This is a genomic window from Peribacillus frigoritolerans, assembly GCF_040250305.1.
Taxonomy (GTDB): Bacteria; Bacillota; Bacilli; order Bacillales; family DSM-1321; genus Peribacillus.
Window position 1 is genome coordinate 767,427 of the sequence record NZ_CP158190.1, and the last position, 17,890, is coordinate 785,316.

At 42.3% G+C, this 17,890-nt stretch carries 11 protein-coding genes; 9 read left to right on the top strand and 2 right to left on the bottom strand.

The annotated features are described in order from the left end of the window. Nucleotides 1–18: 18 nt before the first annotated feature. Entirely contained in the window at nt 19–852 is an 834-nt protein-coding gene (locus ABOA58_RS03710; RefSeq protein ID WP_350301259.1) for a MetQ/NlpA family ABC transporter substrate-binding protein, read from the bottom strand. A gap of 346 nt (nt 853–1,198) precedes the next feature. On the opposite strand from ABOA58_RS03710, the gene ABOA58_RS03715 reads away from it, so the two are divergent. Genes ABOA58_RS03715 through ABOA58_RS03730 form a run of 4 tightly spaced genes read left to right on the top strand, consistent with a single transcriptional unit; the run spans nt 1,199 to nt 6,213 of the window. Beyond that, entirely contained in the window at nt 1,199–2,677 is a 1,479-nt protein-coding gene (locus ABOA58_RS03715; RefSeq protein ID WP_350301260.1) for a 4-hydroxyphenylacetate 3-hydroxylase family protein, read from the top strand. Next, nucleotides 2,625–4,061 (top strand): 4-hydroxyphenylacetate 3-hydroxylase family protein, encoded by a 1,437-nt coding sequence (locus ABOA58_RS03720; protein WP_350301261.1) that lies wholly within the window; start codon nt 2,625–2,627, stop codon nt 4,059–4,061. The genes ABOA58_RS03715 and ABOA58_RS03720 overlap by 53 nt, the downstream gene beginning before the upstream one ends. 12 nt (nt 4,062–4,073) lie before the next feature. Beyond that, nucleotides 4,074–5,129: an LLM class flavin-dependent oxidoreductase gene (locus tag ABOA58_RS03725; protein ID WP_350301262.1), complete on the top strand. Its 1,056-nt coding sequence runs from the start codon at nt 4,074–4,076 to the stop codon at nt 5,127–5,129. A gap of 34 nt (nt 5,130–5,163) precedes the next feature. Continuing rightward, nucleotides 5,164–6,213: an LLM class flavin-dependent oxidoreductase gene (locus ABOA58_RS03730; RefSeq protein WP_350301263.1), complete on the top strand. Its 1,050-nt coding sequence runs from the start codon at nt 5,164–5,166 to the stop codon at nt 6,211–6,213. 245 nt (nt 6,214–6,458) lie between these two features. Here the strand turns inward: ABOA58_RS03730 and ABOA58_RS03735 are convergent, their stop codons facing one another. Further along, nucleotides 6,459–7,043: a LysE family transporter gene (locus ABOA58_RS03735; RefSeq protein ID WP_350301264.1), complete on the bottom strand. Its 585-nt coding sequence runs from the start codon at nt 7,041–7,043 to the stop codon at nt 6,459–6,461. Between the two features lie 103 nt (nt 7,044–7,146). On the opposite strand from ABOA58_RS03735, the gene ABOA58_RS03740 reads away from it, so the two are divergent. The 5 genes from ABOA58_RS03740 to ABOA58_RS03760 all read left to right on the top strand — a co-directional run bounded on the left by ABOA58_RS03740 (nt 7,147) and on the right by ABOA58_RS03760 (nt 17,170). Continuing rightward, entirely contained in the window at nt 7,147–7,701 is a 555-nt protein-coding gene (locus tag ABOA58_RS03740) for a helix-turn-helix domain-containing protein (protein ID WP_350301265.1), read from the top strand. Nucleotides 7,702–7,884: 183 nt separating this feature from the next. After that, nucleotides 7,885–8,358 (top strand): MarR family winged helix-turn-helix transcriptional regulator, encoded by a 474-nt coding sequence (locus ABOA58_RS03745; protein ID WP_350301266.1) that lies wholly within the window; start codon nt 7,885–7,887, stop codon nt 8,356–8,358. 70 nt (nt 8,359–8,428) lie between these two features. Next, on the top strand, nt 8,429–9,280 hold the full coding sequence (locus ABOA58_RS03750; RefSeq protein ID WP_350301267.1) for a pirin family protein: 852 nt from the start codon (nt 8,429–8,431) through the stop codon (nt 9,278–9,280). A gap of 693 nt (nt 9,281–9,973) precedes the next feature. Continuing rightward, nucleotides 9,974–12,784 carry a bifunctional metallophosphatase/5'-nucleotidase gene (locus ABOA58_RS03755; protein WP_350301268.1) on the top strand — a complete coding sequence of 937 codons (2,811 nt, stop codon included), beginning with the start codon at nt 9,974–9,976 and terminating at the stop codon, nt 12,782–12,784. A gap of 54 nt (nt 12,785–12,838) precedes the next feature. Next, complete coding sequence (locus ABOA58_RS03760) at nt 12,839–17,170, top strand: endonuclease (RefSeq protein WP_350301269.1); 4,332 nt, start codon at nt 12,839–12,841, stop codon at nt 17,168–17,170. Nucleotides 17,171–17,890 lie beyond the last annotated feature (720 nt).

Consider the following 17,890-nt stretch of genomic DNA (forward strand, 5'->3'; position numbering starts at 1 on the left):
TAAAGCGTTTATATCCATTCATTTAAAATAATCAGGCCGGTGAAATCCTTCAAATTCTGTATTGCTTTCAATCGCTTTTTGAAATTCAGGGGATTGGTAGGCGTTAATGATTTCCTTCACGAATCGTTTTTTCTTATCTTCGGTTCTTACTGCTACAAAATTTTGATATTCAAATGGGGGATCCTCTAAATAAAGGGCGGAAGAAAGTTTCCGGTCGGATACCAAGATGGTATACCCATTGGCTACCGCATAATCTACATCAGGCAAGATTCGGGGAACTTGAGCCTGTTCCACCTCAACAAATGAAAAGTTCACTTTTTGATCGACGATATCTTTTTTGGAGACAGTCAAGGGATCGTATCCTTTTTTTAATTGAAGCCACCCTATTTGTTCAAGCATTCTTAATGCTCTTGCCACGTTAGCGGGATCATTCGGGATTGCCACTTTTTGCCCATCCTTCAATTCATCCTTGCTGCCATGCTTATCGGAATATAAGCCCATAGGTGCTGTGGGGACTTTAATGGTTTCGGTAAGCTCCAGTTTGTTTTCATTGATGAAATTCTTGAAAAAAGCAGTATGCTGAAATACATTTACATCGATGGAGCCTTCGGCCAAGGCAAAGTTTGGTTGGTTTGGGTCACTGATTTCCACGTATTTAACGGAGTATCCTTTATTTTTCAAATAAGGTTCTATGCCTTTTTTCACTTGGTCACTATAAGGACCTGGAGTGAAGCCGAAAATAATTTCTTTCTTAGCTTCACTCGCTGCTTTATCACTGCCGTTGCTGTTGCAAGCTGAAAGCAACATGACGAATAATAGGGACATGATGATGAACAGAAATGAATTTCTCATGGAATTCCTCTTTTCTTTTTTTGTATAGGGTTCATTCTTTTTTTAGGAATAAAAAAAAGCATGAACAAGGTTTGTTCATGCCGCCGGTTATCCGGTAGGCTTGCATAGTATAGTTTTCCAATTGGAATAATTAAACTATAACAAGAGTATAGATAATTTATCAAGTGTTAATTTTTCTGGATATTTATGGGTTAAAATCAAAAACGCACTTGACCAATTGATTTTATCGGATTATGATAGTGAACATAAAAAAATAGCTTATCGGACAACCGAGAGCCCTTGTTAGGAGTCAGTTCCATACTCCTTCAAGGGCTTTTGTGTTATCCAGGGAGGAGTTGGGAACTTAATGAATAAGAGAAGCCGGCTTGCCGAAAGTTTGAAAGATGGAAGAAATGTTTGGCTTGATGGAAAGAAAATAGAAGATCTTTATGCCCATCAGGCTTTCACAGGCACTTTAAAGACTTTAACAAATTTGTTGGGTATGCTGGATTCACCTGAAGAACAAAAGATTGTCGGGTATGAAAGTCCAAAAACAAAGGAATATGTTCATAGATCTTTTCTCATTCCTAAAGATTTGGAAGAACTGATTTCAAGAAGAAATGCTTTTGAGTTATGGTCACGGAAAACTTACGGAGTGATGAGCCGACTATCCGACTATGCGAATTCGATGGTCACAGCATATTTCATTGATAGGGATTTCTTTAACCAGTATGATTCAGGATTTTCCGAAAAAATCACTGCATACTATGAACAGGCTAGGGATGAACGGCGTATTGTGATCCAGGCGATTCTTGACCCTCAGATAGATCGGTCAAAGCCAAGTGATGAACAGGAAGATGCTTTATTGAAAGTCATAAGGGAAACGGAAGAAGGAATCGTTGTTAGAGGGGCGAAAATGATTGCTACCGCTTCCCCGTATGCACATGATGTCATCATCATGCCGCATCAGAAGCTGACTCCTGATAAAACGGAGCATGCCAATATGTGCATTATCCCTTTGAATCTTCCTGGCCTGCAAATTGTCTGTCGTGAATCATTCGCTTCAAAAGACCAAAAGAAACATCCATTAAGTGCACAATTTGATGAAATGGACGCTGTTTTAATTTTTGATGATGTGTTGATTCCGTGGGAACGCGTTTTGATAAGGGGATCTGTAGAAGGAGTGTTTGAAGCTCAGCGGCACCAGCAATTGAACTGTCTCGCCCATCATCAGACGGTCGTTCGCTTGCTTACGAAGCTTCAATTCGTAACGGGGGTGGCTACGGCCATCGCTCAATCGATCGGTGTTGATCAATTCTTACAAGTGAAGGAAAAGCTTGGTGAACTATATACCCAAATCGATAGTATAGAAGCGTTGCTTATTGCTTCAGAGGTTCAAGGTTCACTTAACGAGAAGGGCGTTTATCTGCCTGCTCTCGTACCTTTGCAAACGGCCCGAAATCTTGGAACCCGCCATTATCCAAGAGCGATCGAGATTTTAAAACAAATCGGGGCGGGCGGTTTTATCCAGCTCCCTTCTACAACGATAGAGGACAGCAACGACCTCATTCCACTATTGGAAAAGTATTTTAGAGGAGCGAATGTTGATGCCGTCACTAAAACTTCTTTATTTCAAATAGGATGGGAACTGATTGGAAGCACACTGGGATCGAGGCATGATCTGTATGAAAGGCTGTATACCGGGGATCCCATTCGAACCTTCGCTTTGCAATATGAAACCTATGATAAAGAGCCATTAAAACGAAAACTCCACCGTTTTTTGGAGGGGGTAAATGGAAAGGGGAATCGTGATGATCGAAAACAATCGGTATCTTCAACGACTTAATGATGGCAGAAACATTTGGCTAGATGGGGATATCGTCAAAAACTTAGACGAACACCCTGCATTTAAGGGAACGGTCCATACGATACAATCATTGTTGGATTTACAAACAAAAGCAGACAGTAAATCGTTGCTGACATACAAAACGGAGGAAGGGCTTGATGCGAACCTGTCATTTCTCGTTCCAAGGACGCATAAGGATCTGGAAAAAAAACGTTTGGCGTATCAGCATTGGGCCGATCAGACTTTTGGAGTCATGAGCCGTCTATCTGAATATTCCCGTTCCATATTTACTGGTTGGTTTGCAAACCGTTCAGAGTATGAAGCTGCACATCCAGGTTTTTCTGAAAAAATAGAAAGCTATTACTATCAATCCCGTAATCTTAATTTATTGTCAACAGTTGCAGGGCATGATCCACAAAAGGATCGTTCAAAAACATTAGTGGAAAAAAAACCGGGGATTTTACATATCAGCCGTAAAGATAGCGAAGGGATCTATGTTCGCGGTGCGAAAATGATTGCGACAGCGGCTCCGTATGTCGATGAAATTTTAATCTTTTCCTATCACAAGAGAGGAGAAAATGAACGTGAATTTGCAAATGTTTTCTTTGTGCCTGTCAATGCGAATGGATTGCATATCGTTTGCAGGGAGTCATTTGCCGATAAACGGGAGGAGGATCACCCGTTAAGTGCACGTTTTGACGAAATGGATGCAGTCCTAATTTTTGATGATGTATTCATCCCTTGGGAGCGAGTACTGGTTCATGAGGATCCGGAATTTGCTTGGAAGCTTCGTTGTGATGCCCCTTCATCACTGCTTAGCCAGCATCAAACAGTAGTGAGACTTGTCAGCAAACTGGAAAGTGTCGTAGCAATCGGGAACGAATTAGCGGAAACGGCTGGGGCAACACAATTTCTGCATGTGAAAGAGAAGCTTGCAGAATTGATCATACAGTTAGAAACCATTAAAGCATTACTGCTCGCTTCGGAATATAAAGCAAAAATGTATAACGGCATACTGCTTCCTAATCAAGATTTCTTAGCGACAGCAAGGAATCTGGGAACTAGATTCTACCCAAGAGCGTTGGAAATCCTCCAGCAGATTGGGGCAGGGGGGCTATTGCAGGTCCCATCCAGCATAAAAGAATTGGAAGGTCCCATAGGTCCTTTGTTAAAAGAATATTACCAGGGTACAGAGACATCTGCAGAAGATAGGACACGATTAATTAAATTAACGTGGGATCTATTGGGAAGCCCTCTTGCATCAAGACATGAATTATATGAGAGATTTTATTCCGGCGATCCTGTCAGAACGTATGCAGCCCAGTACAATAATTATAAAAATAAGCAGAAACTCGTTGATTATGCTTATGAGGTTTTAAAATAAGGAGGTCCTATAATGTCTGTGCATTTTTACTGGTATGTACCTACAAATGGTGATGGTGAATACTTAGGCCTAAACGAGCCGCAGAGGAAGCCTACTTTGGATTATATAATATGCGTTGCTAAAGCAGCTGAAAAGGCCGGTTTTGAAGGGATATTAATTCCTACGGGCATACCTTATCTAGACTCATGGATAGTGGGTTCGGCCATCATTCATCATACGAGAATAATTAAGCCGTTAATCGCTTTTCGCCCAGGATTCATCGCTCCGACGGTTGCGGCTAAAATGGCCGCGACCCTTGATCAATTCTCGGAAGGGAGAATGCTTGTCAATGTAGTGACTGGAGGTTCGGCAAAAGAATTGGGGCAGGATGGTGACTTCGTTGAGCATAATGAGCGATATGCCAGAACCGGTGAATTCCTTGAAGTCGTACAAAAATCATGGACGGAAGAGAAGGTTAATCATATAGGAGAATATTTTACGATCAGTGATGGAGTATTGAATCCAAGCATTCATCAAAGTCCGAATATTCCGATTTATTTTGGTGGTTCATCTGATGCAGCAAAGGAAATTGCAGCGAAATCTGCAGATGTTTATTTGCAATGGGGAGAACCAGCCCAGCAAATTGAACAACAAATCAATGATGTCAAACAAAGGGCGAAGAAGTATGGAAGGCAATTGGAATATGGTGTCAGGATTCATGTGGTCGTTCGGGATGAGGAAAGTGAAGCATGGGAGGCAGCCGCAAAAATAATAAGTAAGGCTGACAGGGAAACTCTGAGTAATATGAATCATTACTATGAAACGACGGATTCAGTGGCCCAAAAACGGATGAATGAATTAACGAGGAACAATGAGCGTTTTGGAAGATATGGTTGGTCGGGCATCGGGAAAATCAGGAAAGGAGCGGGTACAGCCATTGTAGGCACCCCTGAACAAGTAAGGGAAGGCCTGCAAGAATATATCGATATTGGCGTCAAGCATTTTATCCTATCCGGTTTTCCTCATTTAGAGGAGGCAGAAAGATTCGGGCAAGCAGTACGGCCATTATTTGGAGAAAAGGTTTTATGAGCAGGAGGGTCCATAAAAATAAGGGGGGAAGGATATGAAATTTTCAATCTGGGGGGCTAATTTATCAGGTGGTTTCTTGCGGGCAAACGTAGAACAAAATATGGATGGAAGTATGGAGTATAATCGGAAACTCGCTAAAATGGCAGACCAGCTACAAGTGGATTCCATCCTTTATGCCATTCGCTATGTGGGCAGTATTGGAGGTAGCTCAACGGATAGAGGTCAACTTGATCCCTTATCAGTAATCACTGCTTTGGCAGGGGATACCGAAAATGTTCATTTTATTGCTGCGGTTTTACCGGGCTTCATTCACCCTGCAACCCTCGCAAAAGTAAGTTCAAGCATCGACATTATCTCAAATGGGAGATTCCACATAAATTTGGTCAGCGGTTGGTTTAAAGAAGAGCAAGAAATGTTTGGGATAGAATGGATTCAGCATGAAGAGCGGTATAAACGTTCAAGGGAATACCTAGAAGTTTTAAAAGGATTGTGGACGACTGATAATTTTTCTTTTCAAGGGGACTATTATCAAATAAAGAATGCGATATTGGCACCGAAGCCGATTCAAAAACCATATCCAGCAATCTATCAAGGCGGTAATTCCCAAGATTCCCAAGAGATGGCCGGGGAATTATCCGATTATTACTTTATGAATGGAGCTTCCATAGAAGAGTTGAAAGAACAAATGAATTATGTAAATGCTGTAGCACAAAATCATGGTCGTGAAGTGAAATTTGCCGTTAATGCTTTTGTCATTGCCAGGAAAACGGAAGAGGAGGCAAAAAGCGAATATCAGTATATTATCGAACAGGCAGATGATACGGCGATAGCACAGTTCAAAAACCGTAAAGATACGAAAGGAATGTGGAAAAATGCATCCTCTATTAGTGATTTTGTTGCTAATAATGAAGGATTCAGGACAGGGTTGATCGGCAGTTACGAATCAGTTGCAAGCAAAATTCAGGAACTTCAAGCAATTGGAATCGATAAGATCCTATTAACTTTTCGAAATGCACTTGAGGAATTACCGGATTTTTATAACAACGTTAACAATCGCTTACAATCAGAGTTCATTAAGAAATAAAAATGGACAAAAAATTCAGAAGCTTAATCGAGGATGCCATAATGAAACCTGGATGAATAGGAAAATATAGAACTCAAAAAGACCGCTATAAGTGGTCTTTTTGGGATTGGATTGAAGAAATTTGCGACACTCCTGCCGAATTACTGGCTAGCCGAGACCCCACAGGCACTTACTTTGATGAGGCTTGGCAGACACTCGCTTTCCGCGGGCAATCTTCTTAATGAAGGATCAAACCTTTACCTTTTTTAGTGTACAAGAATCGAAATGGCACTATACACTAATAACAAAGCCATGATTACATTAAACTGACTTCTATACTTTGATAAAAACGTTTGAAAAACAGAACCGAACATACTCCAGCAGAACGTACTCATAAAACCAACAAAAGCCAGAAATAATGAAAAGAATAGTAAGCTGAAAGTTGAAGAGTGATAAGGTAGTATGAAGGTCGATATTGCCGTGATGCCATATAGGATGCCTTTTGGATTTATGAATTGTAAAAGCATGCCAGCTATAAAACTGTTGTTCCTGTCATCATTATCGTCCTTATCTTTATTTGAACTGGAAATGATTTTTATGGCCAGATACAGCATATAAATTGCACCTAGGATCGTCATGATAAATTCAATCTTTGGTATGAAATTTTCAAGCAAAACATTAAAATAACTGCACAATAACATTATTACAAAAAAACCGGCACCTACCCCGAAACAAAATTTAATCGTCTTTTTTAACCCGTACTTGTTCGCAAATAACATGGCCATGATGTTATTTGGACCTGGAGTGAAACTCGTAATAAAAACAAATAGCAAAAAAGATAGTAAAGGCATGGTTGACTCCCCTTTGTATGTTATAATGTCCAAAAGTGACATTATAACGACTTCCTTTTTATTGTACAATGCGGACGTTATATTGTAAATAAGGGGCATTTTTATGGAAGAGATAAATTTTATTATTGCTAACAATTTAAAAGCCATCAGGGAAAGTAAAAAATTAAGTCTTGAAAAGGTTGCAGAATTAACTGGAGTAAGCAAAACGATGATCGGACAAATAGAAAGGGGAGGATCGAGCCCAACGATTACAACAATTTGGAAAATAGCCAATGGATTAAAGATTTCATTTTCTTCATTGATAAATAGTCCGCAGCCGGATACAAAAATTGTTTTAAAAAGTGAAATTCAATCATTATCTGAAGATAACGGCAAATATCGAGTTTATCCCCACTTTCCCTTTGAGGATGAGAAGCGCTTTGAAGTATATTCAGTCGAGATAGAAAAAGGTGGATTCCTAAGTTCCGATTCGCATAGGGATGGAACGGAAGAGTACATAACTGTTTTTGAAGGGGAAGTGACTGTACGTGTAAATAACGAAGAATATACAGTAAGGAATGGTGATTCTATCAGGTTCAAGGCTGACAGACCGCATGCCTACCATAATTCAGGGGAAACATTGACTCGATTAAGCATGATCTTATATTATCCAGCTTAAAAAAAGGGAGTAATGTAGTTCTGTTAATTATATCTTTGCAAAGTGAATATCCCCTATAGATGCCTGTTGGTAAGGTCTTCCTGTTGGGGATACTGCTTCAACAAGTCAAAGGCCCAACGATTTGACTCGTTATCAAATTACTAGTAAACTGATGGTGCATCAAAGATGGGAGGTAGGCTTAACATGGATAGACGGGGATTTTCGGATGAGAACAAATTGAGTTTGCTGATTTGGCTGCGAATGGTTCGTTTTTATCAAAGAAGCAATCAGCTTTCGAATGAACACTTACAGCATTTCGGCGTAACCGCTGCACAATTCGATATGTTGGCACAAGTGCTTATCCATCAGCCTGTTTCACAAATCGAATTAGCGGAGCACCTAACGATAAGCCGTGGAGGCGTATCACATATGCTGACAAGGCTGGAAAAAGAGAACTTGATCGTCCGTAATCAACAATGGAAGGTTAAATATATTTCATTAACGGAAAAAGGGAAAGAGTTAATGGAAAAGGTCATGCCTATTCAATCCGATTTCCAAGCTTCATTATTCGATATATTGGATGATGAAGAAAAGAAGCGCATGCATGAGATGATGATAAAGATTCATAGACATAGTTTACAGATGGAAGTGCCTAATCCCAGCCAGGAGGAATCCTAAGACTGGATCAGGCAGCCATAATGATAGCATTCTTATCAGTTTACTAGTAACTTAAGGGAGGAATGGAGTAATGAAAAGTGAAAATCATTTTAAACGGGATATTGTCGAAGTGAAAGATGTGAAGCTTCAAAGGTATAGTCCGATTCATACGGCCGGACCAATCATAGAACCAGGAAACTGGGAAAAGAGTGATCCGTTCCTTTTAATGATGGAGGATAAATTTCAAAAGGGATCATTCGATATTCACCCGCACAGGGGAATCGAAACCGTTACATTCGTCATTGACGGAACGATCGAGCACTATGACAGTCATACCGGGGATGGAGGGATACTTGGACCTGGTGATGTCCAATGGATGACAGCGGGAAGCGGCGTCGTGCATAATGAGGTGCCTTCCGAAGGTGTGACTGCCCATTCCCTTCAACTTTGGGTCAACCTTCCCCGGAGTGAAAAGATGACGACACCAAGATATCAAAACTTAATGGCAAAAGATATGCCGGTCAGAAAAGAAGAAGGAGCACTGATCCGTGTCTTTTCCGGATCATCCAAGGATGTTATCTCGACAACGAAAAACCATGTTCCCGTGACGATGGTGGAGATGGTTCTGGAGCCAGGAGCATCGGTCACACAGAATTTACCAGGAAGCTTCAACGGATTCATCTATCTAATAGAAGGAAGCGGAATCTTCGGTAACAACGAAGTGAGAGCCTCAAAGGGACAGGTCTTATGGCTGGGTGCTTGTAAAGAATCAGGGGAAAGTGAAGTTGATATAACGGTAACTGAACCTTTAAGACTTGTTTTATATGCAGGAGAACCTTTAATGGAGCCTGTTGTTGCCCGCGGACCGTTTGTCATGAATACTGAAGAGGAAATCGATCAGGCATACCTTGAGTATCGGCAAGGGACTTTCTTGAAGCATTGATATGAAAATTTCGACAAGGGCATCGTAACTGATGCTCTTTTTTTTGAATCCTCCCATAAGAATAGGTAAATATTGATGGCAAAAGGGAGTGTATTTAATGCGTGGATCGGAAAAAATGCTCCGGAGTCCGAATAATGAGGTGAAGGTTGAAAAAATTCGTGAACGGTCGAATAAAGTACGGTGAAGGTCGAATAAAGTGCCGGAACGGTCGAATAAATTCGTGGAAGGTCGAATAAAGTGCAAACCTCTGAAATCAACTGGACTTTTTTGAAAAAACTGGAAGCTAACTAGTCTTCTTCGTCATTGTCTGCAGTCTGGGAGAGATTTAAATCTCTCCCTTTTTTGATTTTTAGCAATTAGGTATAAAGACCAAGGGTTATTTCAAAAAACTGATTCTATTTTACCACTAATTAATTTTCTTGATATATCATCAATTAGCCACTAGGTATTTTGGGGTGATTATAATGATAATATTCTGTTAATATTCCGTGATGTATTGTAAATTTGTTTTAAAATTGGATTATTTTGTTGTAATATAGGAGATACACGGATCTTTAGAGGAAAAAAGTAGGGTGGATTTGTGTATGGGTAAGTAAATTTGTCGGAATTAAATTTTTGGAAAAGCGTGTCAATTCTATGGATAAGTTAGCAGAATGTTATGTCAGTATAGAACTTATAGGGGGATTAACTATAATGGGGAAAAAGAAAATCGTAAAAATTGCATCCGCTACCATGATGGCTGCGACAGCGGTCGTAGCAGTAGCACCGGCACCTTCGGATGCTGCCACTAGCCTGAATAGTAAAATCAAAACGGCCAAGGCCGCCATCAAAAAACCATTCGACACCTATTTCTACACTTCTAAACTCGCTTCAGTGTCCACTGTTGAAAAACAAATCAAGTCTGCAAAACAAGCAAAAAAAGACATCAACTCTACCATTAAAAAATCAATGCTAAGCAAAAAAGAAAAAGATGCCAAATACAAAGAAATCGAAGCTTATGACAAGTACATCACTCGTTCAGAAGGTTATGTAAAAGGGTATAAAGCGGCCGAAAAAGCAAAAGCTGCACATGACAAATCGATTAGCGCCCTTACGAATTCAATACTTGCCAAGAAATCAATAGATATCAGGAATCAATACGAAGCACTGGATAAGGCCGTGAAAAAGGCAGATAAAGATATTAAAGATACGGTTTACGGTGCGAAAATCGAAAAGCTCCTATACGACAAATTCACTAAATCGACCAAAACAGCTTTGAACGGTGACCTGAAAGTTCCATACTACTATGAAAAAGCTGCTTACTGGGTGAAGCAGGGTGATTTAAAGACCGCGGACAAGCGGATGCAAACTGTTTCTTCGCAGTTGAAGAAGGTCAGCAAAACATCCAAGCTCGGAAAAGCCATACACGCCTATGTTAAAGAAGTGAAAGGTAAGTATGATGATGCGGTATATGCAGAAAAGAAAAAAGAAGTGGCAAAGCGGTTCAATGCCTATGAAGCTCTTGCCAATGGGGAACTTAAAACGAAAGAACAGATAAAAGCGGCTAAAAAGGCGAGAGCCGACATCCATTTAAATGGGATCAAGGAGTCGGACCGAAAGGAATTCGAAGCGAAAATAGCATTGGCGGATAAGAAAGTGGCAGCTGCTAAAGAAGCTTTGAAAAATCCGGCGAAGGCAATCACGCTTTCCTTGATGCATACGAATGACACGCATGCCCACTTGGACAATGTAGCCAAAAGGGTGACGGCTGTTAAAGAAGTGCGTAAGAGTAAACCGCAAGCTCTTTTGGTGGATGCTGGTGACGTATTCTCGGGAACGCTCTATTTTAATGAATTCAAAGGGCAAGCTGATCTTCGCTTCATGAATTTAATGAAATATGATGTCATGACATTTGGGAATCATGAGTTTGACTTGGGATCAAGCGCTGAAGGGCATCAAGCTTTGGCTGACTTCATTAAAGGGGCACAGTTCCCATTTGTCAGTTCGAATGTGGACTTCTCCAAAGATGATAAGTTCAAGGGACTATTCTCGGACATGATTTCAAGTAAGCCGGAGCAAGGGAAGATATACAATGGAATCGTAAAACAAGTGGATGGCCAAAAGGTAGGGTTCTTCGGGCTTACAACGGAAGAGACTAAAGATATTTCAAGTCCTGGAAGTATAGAATTCGAAAACTACCTTGAAGAAGCCGAAAAAGCGGTCAAGGCGTTCAAAGGCATGGGTGTCAATAAGATAGTTGCCGTATCCCATATTGGTTATGATGACAATGCAGCTTATGACAATGATTTAACATTAGCTGCCAAGGTCAAAGGCATCGACGTGATTGTGGGCGGACATAGCCATACGCAGTTAAACGCCCCCGTTATTGTTGACAAAGATGATAAAGGGAAAACCAAAGATCCGACAGTCATCGTTCAAGGGTATCAGTATAGCGACTTTTTAGGAACGATCGATGTGGAATTCGATAAGAAAGGCAAGATTGTCGGACAAGCCGGACAGCTGATTAAGCTTTCTGAAAAACAGGATGATCCTGAAGCGGCAAAAGTGCTCGAAACATACTCCTCGAAGATTAAGGAGCTGAAGGAAACGAAGACTGGGGCAACAGCTGTGAAGGCTTTGGACACACCGCGTGATGCAGGGGATGAAACGAAACCGAGTGTTCGTAAAAATGAAACCGAACTGGGTAATTTAATTACAGACGGAATGCTTAGTAAAGCAAAAGAATTCAATAAGGATGCGGTCATTGCTTTCCAAAATGGCGGGGGCATCCGCGCTAGTATTGATCAAGGTGAGATCACATTAGGGGAAATCCTAACCGTTTTACCGTTTGGGAATACGTTAGCGACGATGGAGCTTACGGGTGCAGAAATCAATGAAGCATTAGAGCATAGTGTAAGCCTCGCCCCTAAGGAAAATGGCGGCTTCCTGCATGTTTCCGGAATGAAATTCAGCTACGACAGTTCGAAGGAAGCAGGCAATCGTGTGACAAAGGCTGAAGTCCTTGGACAAGATGGAACATATTCCGAATTGGATGCAGCGAAGGAATATGTCGTGGCGACCAATGCTTTTACAGCCAAGGGCGGAGATGGATTCACCGTTTTCAAGAAAGCTTATGAAGAAGGAAGAGTGACGGATATCGGACTCGCTGATTGGGAGAATTTACGGGATTATGTAAGCGGGCTGAAAACTGTCGATCCAAGCATCGAAGGACGCATCAAGGATGTGGCCGGAAGCAATACAGACCCAACTGTGGTATTGGCCAAAGACTTTGGCGGAACGGCTGATGCGCCAAAAACACATGAAGGTAATGTAGTTGTTGATATTACTGATGTTGCTTCATTGGAAAATGCAGTGGTTAAAGGGAATCTTACATTAACAGGAACTCCTCCGGATGACTTTACTTTTTCACAGGTTACAGTCGAGGGTAATTTGGATTTATCGGGACTTAACGGTAAGACCGTGAGCATGAGCGGTGTCACGGTGAATGGCGAAACCATTCTTTAAGCGGTATTCAAATGATTGCTGAGCCTACGAAAAAAAGTTGGAGGGGTTGAGATTTTGAAGAAGAACGGGATAAGCAAGCTTTTCTTTGCCATACTGATCGTGCTGTCAACGGTTTTGCCAAATGCAGCCGCTGCAAAAGCGGAAGGGACAATATCGGTAACGGAAGCGATTAATAATAACAGCGGAACGGCGACGGTGAAGGGATACATCGTCGGTACAGCTAAAAGCGGTACAAGCTATCAGCAAACATCGCCTTTTACGGAAAGTACGAACATAGGTATTGCGGATAGTCCGGATGAAACGGATGTAAAGAAAATCATGCCTGTTCAGCTTCCGGCCGGTAATATCCGTACGGCGTTGAATCTAGTCGAACATCCGGAATTATTTAAAGCGCAGTTGACGATTACGGGGAAGCTGGAAAAGTACTTTTCAGTACCCGGCCTGAAATCCGCAACGGATTACAAAATCATCACTGATGGAGGAACGACTCCTGGACAGCCTGATGTGAAGGTGCTGGACTCCATAGCCGAAGCACGCACGAATACTGAAGATGTCGTGCAGGTCGATGGGGTAGTCACGACGGGGCTTGGTTATTGGGGAGGAAAAGGCTTTTATATCCAAGATGAAACGGCAGGGCTATATGTTTATGGTTCTTCGTGGCCTGCGGAAGTAAAGCAAGGGGATAAGGTTAGATTAATCGGACAAGTATCCGCTTATAATAAGGAATTACAAATCCAACCAACTTCCCTTGAAGTCGTATCTTCTGATAATGAACTTCCTGATATCCAAAAAATTGATGCTTCAGGGGTCAATGAGGAAACACAAGGTGAGCTGGTCACCATTGATAAGGCGACCATTACAGAATTGGCAGCATCGGGAACATACGGAACATTCGAATTCAAGGCGGAAGATACTGAAGGGAAATCTGTTGTCGTTCGCCATGATAACCGGACCGGTTCGAGTTATGAAGATTTCGTGAAGAGCTTTAAAGCAGGGGATGTCATTTCCGTAACCGGAATCGGATCGAGGTTCAATGACACGTATCAGTTGAAGCCGCGTGGTCTTGAAGATTATGAACTCGTGAACAAACCAGCCGTATACACGGATATTTTCCCTGGTACGGTTAGTGAAAATACAAAGGTATCACTTGAATCTGGTTGGGAAGGAACGAAAATCCATTATACGCTGGATGGATCCACACCGACGTCTTCAAGTGCTTTGTACACAGAACCTATCATTTTAACGAAAGATACTGTCATCAAGGCAATCGCAGTCAATGACAAGACATCGGAAGTTTTCACATTTGCCTATACCGTTAACAAAACCACTGAAGTGAAGATTCGTGACATACAGGGGATGAATCATTTTTCATCTTATGAAACTCAACTCGTCTCGGGTGTGGAAGGTGTCGTCACTTATGTAAAAGATGCGAATAACTTTTACATGCAAGATCCCAACCCGGATAAGGACTTAACGACATCCGAGGGAATACTTGTGTACAACAAAGCACATGGCCTGAAAGCGGGAGATCATGTCAAAGTGGCAGGTAAAGTTGCCGAATGGTATATCGAAGGATACGCTGAAATGAAAACGACGGATCTGCCGACAACTGAATTGACCAATACTACGATTGAAAAGCTTGGCACTGCAGCTATGCCAGAACCGATCATCATTGGAAAGGATGTCATTCCGCCGTCTGAGAACATCGATGATGATAGATTGACAGACTTTAACCCAAGTGAAGACGGCATTGATTTCTACGAGAGTTTGGAAGGAATGCTCGTAGAAGTATATAACCCGAAAGTGGTTGCTCCTCAAGACTATGGTGAATTGGTCGTGATTCCGGGGTATATGGAAACGACGACTGCAGTCGGAGGCGTCAAAATAACGGAAACGGATTTCAATCCTGAAAGAATTACCCTGGATATAAATGATGAATCATATACAGCTAAAACCGGTGATTTCTTTGAAGGCTCGGTTACAGGTGTCATCAGCTATGGATATAGCAACTATAGGGTACTGACGGATAAAGCTCAGCTGCCGGCATTAAAGGATGGCGGTACGGCTCGGGAAGTGACATCCTTAGAGAAGGATGCTGATAAGCTATCGATCGCTTCCTATAATATCGAGAATTTCTCGACTCAAACCGCTAATTCGAAAGTTGAAACGATCGCAACATCCATCATTACAAATCTAAAACAACCCGATATCATCGGCGTAACGGAAATGCAAGATAATGATGGGGCAACAGATAGCGGGACAACGGATTCTGCCCAAAGTGCCAAGAAGTTAACCGACAAAATAAAAGAGCTGGGCGGACCGCAATATCAATACATCGATATCGCACCGGAAGATAAACTTGATGGCGGGGCACCCGGCGGGAATATCCGGGTAGGCTTTTTATATAATGTCGACCGCGTCAAATTGACTGAAGGAACGAAAGGAACGGCAACACAGTCCGTGGCCTTCAAAGATGGAAAACTTACCTTGAACCCTGGACGAATCGAGCCTGCCGATCCCGCCTTCACTTCAAGCAGGAAGCCTCTAGCCGCTCAATTCGAATTTAAAGGTGAAAGCGTAGTGGTGGTAGCCAATCACTTTAATTCCAAGGGCGGTGACCAGCCGTTATTCGGCAAAAACCAGCCTCCTGTCCTTTCAAGTGAAACGCAAAGGCTTCAAATTGCCTCTATCGTCAATCGGTTTGTCAGTGATATCAAGTCACAGGATGCCAAAGCGAATATCGTCCTGCTTGGAGACTTTAATGATTTTGAATTTTCGGCTCCGCTTAAAACATTAAAGGGCAAAGACCTAACCAATATGATCGAGAAAGTCCCTTTTGAAAAACGTTATTCTTACACATATCAAGGCAATTCACAAGTACTGGACCATATCCTGGTATCGAATAATATGGCCGCGGCCACAAAAGTCGATATTGTCCATATTAATTCATCCTTCATGGAAGTTCACGGAAGGGCTAGCGATCATGACCCTGTATTGATTTCAACCACTTTATCTAAATCAGGCGAAGTTGAAACTCCTGCTCCAGAAAAAACATATAATCTGACAAACGTTAAAACAAAAAAACTTACGATTGCTTCACCTAGTGCTTTGATCGATCTTGATGAAACATCCAGCATCGAAGAAGGTATCTGGTTAAAAGGTTCATATGCTGTACTCAAAGGCCTTGGGCTTAAGAATACTGCTGTGTCGATAAAACCGGATAAGGAAGGTGCAATCATTGATTTTGGAGGCATGGCGGTGAAGGAAGTCATCATTGATAACGCCAATGTAAAAGAAATCAGGGGCGCTGAAAATGTTCAGAAATGGTCGGTCACAGAAGGTGTCGACACATCGAATATCAAGTTTGTCGATTCGAAAGGGGAAGCAATTGCTTCCCCTTTCGACCCTAAAGAAAACCATGCGCCCGTCGTAACGAAAAACCTGGAAAATCTTGAAGTGAAAGCCGGTTCCAAGGTCACCATCGATTTGAGTGAGCACTTTTCAGATCCAGATGGAGATAAGCTGACCTTTTCATCCACTATCGGTACAGTCACAGACCAGACATTAACCCTTCCTGCAAATGAAGCTGGAACATACCTTGTCGCAGTCAAGGCCGAGGACCAGCTATCGGAAACGGTTGCCCGTTTCACGCTGACCGTTTCGAATGATAAGCCGCTCGAAGCTTATTACGAAACGGCGGCAGGAAAAACGGGAACGGAATTGAAATCGGTTCTGCACTCGATAATTAAGGGCCATACGATGTTATCTTATGATCAAGTGTGGAATGCCCTTAAAGAAACGGATGAAGATCCGGTGAACAAACAGAATGTCATCTTGCTTTACTCTGGAAAATCCATCTCGGAGAACGCGAATGGGGGCAATGCCGGACAATGGAACCGCGAACATGTTTGGGCAAAGTCCCACGGTGATTTTGGGACAAGCAAAGGTCCCGGGACAGACCTTCATCACCTCCGTCCCGCTGATGTGACAGTGAATGGTAAACGGGGCCACCTTGATTTCGACGAGGGAGGTCAAACGTATAGCGGATGTGAATGTAAGTTTGATTCAGATTCATGGGAGCCGCCAAATCATGTTAAAGGCGATATAGCACGGATGCTATTTTACATGGCCGTCCGTTATGAGGGAAGCGGCGAGTTGGATCTTGAATTATCCGATACAGTCAATACGTATCCTAAGCCCCTACATGGAAAGCTATCGACACTTCTGAAATGGAATGAACTCGATCCAGTTGACGATTTCGAGAGCCATCGCAATGATGTCATTTATGACTGGCAAAATAACCGCAATCCTTTCATTGACCATCCGGAATGGGCATCCGAAATTTGGGGTGCCGCTAAATCCATCAATGAGAAAAAAGCGAGTTAAATCGGAGTTGGAATGGGAAAGCAGCCTGATGGCTGCTTTTTAGTTTGTTTACACAAGGGGTTGAAAGTGCAAACATGATGTTAAGATGAGGGTTGGTTTAACTGGCTAGCGGAGACCCTGCTAAAATAACCGCGTGAACGGTCGAATCGAGTGTGTGGTAGGTCGAATAAAGTGCGTGAACGGTCGAATCGAGTGTGTGGTAGGTCGAATAAAGTGCGTGAACGGTCGAATCGAGTGTGTGGTAGACCGAATAAAGTGCGTGAACGGTCGAATCGAGTGGTGGTAGACCGAATAACTGCGTGAACGGTCGAATCGAGTGTGTGGTAGGTCGAATAAAGTGCGTAAACGGTCGAACGAGTGCGTGGTAGGTCGAATAAAGTCCGTGAACAGTCGAATCGAGTGAGTGGTAGGTCGAATTGAGTGTGTGGTAGACCGAATAAAGTGCGTGAACGGTCGAATCGAGTGTGTGGTAGGTCGAATAAAGTGCGTGAACAGTCGAATCGAGTGGGCGGTAGGTCGAATAAAGTGCGTGAACGGTCGAATCGAGTGGGAGGTAGGTCGAATAAAGTGCGTGAACAGTCGAATCGAGTGTGTGGTAGGTCGAATAAAGTGCGTGAACGGTCGAATCGAGTGTGTGGTAGACCGAATAAAGTGCGTGAACGGTCGAGGGAATGGCCTTCTTATTCAATAAAGGCACCCTTTAATGGAGGAATTGAGTAG

Coding starts and splice junctions, on each gene's coding strand:
- ABOA58_RS03740 (WP_350301265.1), top strand. CDS start 7,147: ATGGAAGAGATAAATTTTATTATTGCTAACAATTTAAAAGCCATCAGG.
- ABOA58_RS03730 (WP_350301263.1), top strand. CDS start 5,164: ATGAAATTTTCAATCTGGGGGGCTAATTTATCAGGTGGTTTCTTGCGG.
- ABOA58_RS03725 (WP_350301262.1), top strand. CDS start 4,074: ATGTCTGTGCATTTTTACTGGTATGTACCTACAAATGGTGATGGTGAA.
- ABOA58_RS03715 (WP_350301260.1), top strand. CDS start 1,199: ATGAATAAGAGAAGCCGGCTTGCCGAAAGTTTGAAAGATGGAAGAAAT.
- ABOA58_RS03750 (WP_350301267.1), top strand. CDS start 8,429: ATGAAAAGTGAAAATCATTTTAAACGGGATATTGTCGAAGTGAAAGAT.
- ABOA58_RS03745 (WP_350301266.1), top strand. CDS start 7,885: ATGGATAGACGGGGATTTTCGGATGAGAACAAATTGAGTTTGCTGATT.
- ABOA58_RS03720 (WP_350301261.1), top strand. CDS start 2,625: ATGGAAAGGGGAATCGTGATGATCGAAAACAATCGGTATCTTCAACGA.
- ABOA58_RS03710 (WP_350301259.1), bottom strand. CDS start 852: ATGAGAAATTCATTTCTGTTCATCATCATGTCCCTATTATTCGTCATG.
- ABOA58_RS03735 (WP_350301264.1), bottom strand. CDS start 7,043: ATGCCTTTACTATCTTTTTTGCTATTTGTTTTTATTACGAGTTTCACT.
- ABOA58_RS03755 (WP_350301268.1), top strand. CDS start 9,974: ATGGGGAAAAAGAAAATCGTAAAAATTGCATCCGCTACCATGATGGCT.